Consider the following 6267-nt stretch of genomic DNA (forward strand, 5'->3'; position numbering starts at 1 on the left):
ATCAATTACAATAGGGTAACGGATGTGATGTTCATGTCTCACAGTATGACTGGGTACGGTGGTTCCGTCAGACATTATGGCGGTTATAACATTCAATTTGAGATTAAGTCTGTCAATCATCGGTATTCCGAGGTTGTACTTCGGATGCCCCGAGAGTGGACTTGCTACGAGGATAAGCTGCGGCGGTTAGTTCAGGAGCATGTGAAGCGTGGCAGGATTGACGTATTCATAAGCAAGGAACGGGATGATGACAGTTCCTTGCCTTTTGTACTGAACCGTCCGGTTATTGAGGCTTATATACAGGCGAATGAAGAGCTGAAGCTGCATTACGGCATTGACTCCTCACTCACCGCTAAGGATTTGCTCACGCTGCCTGATGCTGTTATCGCTCCGGATCCATTGCTGGACGGAGCTGTCACGGACGAACAGTGGGAGTCGGTTCTTATTGAAGGCCTTGAAGAAGCGCTGGATGGGCTTATCGCTATGCGAGAGCAAGAAGGGCTTCATCTGGTCACTGATATAGAGCAGCGTGTGTCCAGGCTGCAGGAGATCCACGCCGACATCGTCAGATTGGCGCCAGAAGTAGTAGTGGACTACCGTAATCGGCTCAAAGGGCGACTCGCCGAACTGTTGGAGGGGGCTTTTGATGAACAGAGATTCGCGATGGAGGTCGCCGTGTTTGCGGATCGTTCCAATATCGACGAAGAGCTAATTAGATTGAAGAGTCACTTCGAGCAGTGCCGCGGATTATTGCAATCGGAAGGGTCGGTTGGACGGAAGCTGGATTTTTTGATACAGGAAATGAACCGGGAGACGAATACGATTGGTTCCAAGGCCAATCACCTGGCTCTGGTCAACCGTGTAGTCGAGATGAAAGCAGAACTGGAGAAAATTCGTGAACAAGCGGCCAATCTCGAATAGCGTAACTAAGAGTCAAGAATTAGGGGGAAGAACCTGGATATGGCAGCAATTAAACTTATTAACATTGGCTTTGGCAACATCGTATCAGCGAACCGAATCATTTCAATCGTGAGTCCTGAATCTGCCCCAATCAAGCGGATTATTCAGGAGGCAAGAGACCGCCATATGCTGATCGATGCGACCTATGGACGTCGTACGCGTGCGGTAATTATTACCGACAGTGATCATGTCATATTGTCGGCGGTGCAGCCGGAGACGGTTGCTCATCGCTTATCCACCAAAGATGATGACAACGACGAGTAAAATGGAGAGAACTATGGCTAAAGGTTTATTAATCGTATTATCAGGGCCGTCCGGCGTAGGTAAGGGGACGGTCTGCAATGAGTTGCGGGCAAGAATGCCTAAGCTCGTATATTCCGTGTCCGCCACGACGCGCCATCCGCGCCTCGGGGAAGAGAACGGGGTTAATTATTTCTTCAAGTCCCGCGAGCAATTTATGGAGATGATCGAGAAGGATCAATTGCTAGAATATGCGGAATATGTAGGGAATTATTATGGGACTCCGCGTGATTTCGTTGAGGAGACGCTCGAGAGCGGCCGCGATATTATTCTTGAAATCGAGGTGCAGGGCGCGCTCAAGGTGAAGGAGAAGTTCCCGGAGGGCGTGTTCGTATTTCTGCTTCCTCCTTCCTTGGATGAATTGAAGGATCGCATTCAAGGGCGGGGAACAGAGAATCAGGCGACGATCGACCATCGGATGTCGGTTGCGGCTGATGAGATGAGATTGCTGGAACAATATGATTACGCCGTAGTTAATGATGAGATTGATCATGCCTGCAGAAGGATTGAGGCTATCATTACGGCGGAGCATTGCAAAGTAAGAAAACCTGCCGATATTTAAATATTCGGTAACGAGTCTAATAGAAGAGGTGTTGCTTCATGCTATATCCATCCATTGACAAGATGCTTGGCATCGTTGGTAGCAAGTATTCCCTTGTCGTAGCTGCTTCCCGTAGAGCTAGACAGCTTAGAGAGGGTTCCAAGAGCGATCTTGAGCAGCCAAGATCCCATAAGCAAGTCGGTATCGCTTTAGAGGAAATTTACGGCGGTTTCGTCAAGCTTAAACCGGAAGTTGAAGAACCTGCAACAATCGAGAAATAAAATAGATCGACCTCGTGGTCATATGTTGATTTTGAACAACCTCTTCAGTTACAACCGCGAGGTTGTTATTTTTTTCTGCTTATTTTGGTTGTGACTGATTACTGCATCCCTTGTAAGGCAAAGGGAAATTGACTTCGTGATAACTTGAAAGCGGGGGATAGGACGATGTTAATCGGCAAAAAAATATTGCTTGGCGTTACAGGGGGAATCGCTGCATTCAAGGCGGCTTCGCTCTGCAGTATGCTTGTGAAGCAAGGGGCTGAAGTTCGTGTCATTATGACCGAATCGGCTACGAAATTCATTAGTGAGCTGACCTTACAGGCCTTATCCAAAAATGCTGTATACACCGACACCTTTGACGAGAAGAAGCCGGAGGCCATCGCCCATATTGAACTGGCCGACTGGGCTGATCTGGTGCTTGTTGCCCCGGTTACGGCGAATATGATCGGCAAAATGGCTGCCGGCATCGGAGACGATATGCTGTCGACGACTCTACTGGCTGTCACCGCACCGATTATGCTTGCTCCAGCGATGAATGTGCATATGTATACCCATCCGGCCGTATCGAGGAATATGGCAGAGCTTAGGTCGCGCGGCGTTCATATGATTGAGCCGGGTGTTGGCTTGCTTGCCTGCGGATATACGGGTAAGGGGAGAATGGAAGAACCCGAAGCGATTGTAGAAGAAGTGAATCAATTCTTTAAGCGTCAGTCTATGCGGGCTGATCTTCCGCTTGCCGACAAGAAAGTTGTCGTAACCGCAGGGGGGACCATCGAACGTATTGACCCAGTCCGGTATATTACAAATGATTCTTCAGGCAAGATGGGATTTGCTGTCGCTAAGGCTGCACAAGAGCTAGGCGCTGATGTTACCCTGATCGTCGCCCGTACGCAGGCGGCCCCTCCGCTTAACATCAATACGGTGCATGTAGAATCAGCTATGGAGATGTATGAGGCTGTTGCTGCCGTATGGCAGGACACGGATATTTTAGTGAAGGCCGCTGCCGTAGCGGACTATCGACCGAAGAGTCCGGCTCATCACAAAATTAAGAAATCGGGGGACACTCTACAGCTGGAACTCGTTAAAAATATTGATATTCTGCAGACGCTGGGCCAACAGAAGACATCGCAGTTTCTGATTGGATTCGCAGCTGAGACGGAGAATCTGGAGCAGTATGCCATGGATAAGCTGCAGCGTAAGAACTGTGATCTATTGATTGCCAATGATGTAACCCAGGCAGGAGCAGGTTTTGGCATCGATACGAATATCGTGAACATCTATGATGCACAGGGTCTAGTGAGGTCGTTGCCTAAGTTGACTAAGGAGGAGACGGGTCTCCGTATTATGGAGCTCGCTGCGGAACGACTGGCGGGAGCTGGAAAATGAACTGCAAAATCGCTAGAGTAATCGTTGACGTTCCGAGCCGCGGCACGGATCGTCCCTTCGATTATATTATTCCGGATACGATGATAGACTGGATCGAGATCGGCAGTAGGGTCGGTGTCCCCTTTGGACATCGAACAGTCCAGGGCTTCGTTATTGATCTTCGTCCCGATTCCGAGCTGAATTTTGCGCGAATGAAGCCGATTCAGGAACTGCTGGACCTGATGCCCCCGCTCCCGCTTGATCTGGTCAAGCTGGCCGAGTGGATGAGCCATAGGTATGCTTGCAGTATGATCTCTGCGCTTCAGGCGATGATTCCTACAGCCCTTAAAGGTAAAGCGGAGAGATATATTCAGCTCCAGGAGAATTTAGATCCTACGGATGAAGACCAAACGGACGAAGCTTTATACGCGGCACCTCCGCTGTTAACCGGTGAGGAAGAGCAAATCGTCGCTTACATTAAAGCGAACGGCTCCGTTCCAATGACAACGGCTCATCTGAGTGCCCAATTTCCCGGTCAAGGGGAGACAATCAAGGGCCTGCTGCGGGCTGGCGTGCTGACAGAGACGCAGATGATTAAGGATAAAGTCCGCAAGAAGACCGTCAAGACGGTAACAGCAACGGTCAGCGGGGAGGCGGCGGAAGCTGCGCTCGCTTCCTTCAGCGCGCAGGCGCGTAGGCAGAAAGAGGTTCTCGAGTTCTTGCTTGAGGTCGGGGTGACGATATCCCTACAGGAACTGCTAACCACGCTGGGCGTTACGGCTGGAACGGTCAAGAAGCTTGCTGAGAAAGGCTTTGCGCTTATTGAGGACGCCGAAGTGTTTCGTGATCCTTATCAGGATCGTCGCTTCAAACGGACCGAGCCGCTACCGCGAACGCCGGAGCAAGAGCTTGTCTATAATAAAATTAGTGAAGTGCTGGGTAGTAGAACATATGGCGCTTTTTTATTGCATGGAATTACCGGAAGTGGGAAGACAGAAGTTTATATGCAGACGATCGAACGCTCTATTTCGCTTGGACGCCAGGCGATTGTACTGGTCCCGGAAATCTCGCTGACTCCGCAAATGGTAGAACGCTTCAAGGGGCGGTTCGGCAATAAGGTTGCCGTGATGCACAGCCGTCTATCAACGGGAGAACGCTATGATGAGTGGCGGAAGATTAGAGAGGGACGCGTGCAGGTGGCAATCGGTGCCCGTTCTGCTATTTTTGCCCCCTTCTCTGATCTCGGATTGATTGTTATGGATGAGGAACATGAGACTTCCTACAAGCAGGAAGAGACGCCTAAATATCATGCTCGAGACGTGGCGATTCGCCGGGCCAAGCAGCACCATGCTGCTGTTATTCTCGGCTCGGCTACACCGTCGCTGGAGAGTTACCACGCGGCCAGATCGTTCGATAATGAACAGTATGCGCCGATGCTGCTGGAGATGAATGCACGCGCTTCGGGCAGCAAGTTGCCAAGTATACAGATTGTGGATATGCGGGAAGAATTGCGAGAAGGGAACCGCTCGATGTTCAGCAGGCAGCTCCATGCCGGAATAGAGGCTAGACTTGAGCGCGGTGAGCAGAGTGTTTTATTCCTGAACCGCCGTGGCTTCTCGACATTTGTGATGTGCCGTACCTGCGGATATGTGGCCGGCTGCCCGGATTGTGATATCTCGCTTACCTACCATCAGAAGTCGAACAATTTGCGTTGTCATTATTGCGGCTATGCCGTGCCTGCACCCTCGGTATGTCCAGAGTGCGGGAGTGAGCATATCCGCTATTTTGGGACTGGTACCCAACGGGTTGAGACCGAGCTGTCCAAGCTGTTTCCAGGGATTCGGGTTATCCGCATGGATGTAGATACGACGACGGAGAAGGGCTCGCATGAGAAGCTGCTGCAGGCTTTTCGCGAGAAGAAGGGCGATGTGCTGTTAGGGACGCAAATGGTCGCCAAAGGGCTGGATTTTCCGGATGTTACGTTGGTAGGTGTTATCGCTGCAGATACATCGCTTAATTTTCCGGACTTCCGGTCTGCGGAGAAGACTTTTCAGTTGTTGACGCAAGTGGCCGGTCGGGCTGGACGTCACCAGCTTCCGGGCGAGGTTGTGATCCAGACCTATATACCTGATCATTATTCGATTGTACATGCCAGTTCGCATGATTATAACTCATTTGTACGCGAGGAGCTGCTGCACCGCAAGGCACTGCATTATCCGCCCTATAGCCGCTTGATTCTTGTAACGCTGTCCCATGAGAAGCTGCCGTTATTGCTGCGGATGGCCGAGAATTTCACGGCGAATTTGCGCGGCAAGGCTCAGCAGTTGGGATGGTTCGGCAATATGGACCGCTTTACGAGAGATGTTCTGGACATTCTTGGTCCGGTCGCCTCGCCGATCCCGCGGATCAAGAACCGCTACAGATTTCAATGTATGGTGAAGTATCGCGGTTCGCTGGATGCGGCAGAACTGGTGCGCAGTGTGGCTGAGACCATGCTGAACGATATGCGTGACTCGTCGTTTCAGATCAGTATTGATGTGGACCCGCAGATGCTGATGTAAATAATGGGAGTATTGTGACAACCAAGAATTAGAAGCCGCCGGACGTATTTGCTTCCTTAGTAACAGAAATAGTTGCAGAAATGCACTTATTAACAGGAGGCTCTCTGTAAACTCACGAAATAAATGCAGGTATACAACTATTTTGAAATTTATGCTTGTTATGAACAAGATTCAGCCTAAATAAGTGTATAGCCCTCACGGCCCCCTAATAAAAGTGGAGTCTTTCCCTCCAATAAATTAGACTATTTATAAAGGGGAG

General features: G+C 50.3%; 6 protein-coding genes. All 6 read left to right on the forward strand.

Going from position 1 to position 6267, the window contains the following annotated elements; all coding sequences use genetic code 11:
* The first annotated feature begins 33 nt into the window (after window positions 1-33).
* The gene (locus ABD014_RS24745) at window positions 34-921 is read left to right on the forward strand and encodes a YicC/YloC family endoribonuclease (protein WP_343865912.1); all 888 of its coding nucleotides are present in this window, start codon (window positions 34-36) and stop codon (window positions 919-921) included.
* A 39-nt stretch (window positions 922-960) separates the two neighbouring features.
* Window positions 961-1224 (forward strand): extracellular matrix/biofilm regulator RemA, encoded by a 264-nt coding sequence (gene remA, locus ABD014_RS24750; RefSeq protein ID WP_068781918.1) that lies wholly within the window; start codon window positions 961-963, stop codon window positions 1222-1224.
* Window positions 1225-1237: 13 nt separating this feature from the next.
* Entirely contained in the window at window positions 1238-1822 is a 585-nt protein-coding gene (gene gmk / locus ABD014_RS24755; RefSeq protein WP_126997474.1) for a guanylate kinase, read from the forward strand.
* 38 nt (window positions 1823-1860) lie between these two features.
* Complete coding sequence (rpoZ, locus tag ABD014_RS24760; RefSeq protein WP_068781916.1) at window positions 1861-2082, forward strand: DNA-directed RNA polymerase subunit omega; 222 nt, start codon at window positions 1861-1863, stop codon at window positions 2080-2082.
* A gap of 165 nt (window positions 2083-2247) precedes the next feature.
* On the forward strand, window positions 2248-3468 hold the full coding sequence (gene coaBC / locus ABD014_RS24765) for a bifunctional phosphopantothenoylcysteine decarboxylase/phosphopantothenate--cysteine ligase CoaBC (protein WP_343865916.1): 1221 nt from the start codon (window positions 2248-2250) through the stop codon (window positions 3466-3468).
* Complete coding sequence (gene priA / locus ABD014_RS24770) at window positions 3465-6008, forward strand: primosomal protein N' (RefSeq protein WP_343865918.1); 2544 nt, start codon at window positions 3465-3467, stop codon at window positions 6006-6008. Before coaBC ends, priA begins: the two co-directional genes overlap by 4 nt.
* The last annotated feature ends 259 nt before the right edge of the window (window positions 6009-6267 follow it).

Source organism: Paenibacillus motobuensis (assembly GCF_039521865.1).
Classification (GTDB): domain Bacteria; phylum Bacillota; class Bacilli; order Paenibacillales; family Paenibacillaceae; genus Fontibacillus; species Fontibacillus motobuensis.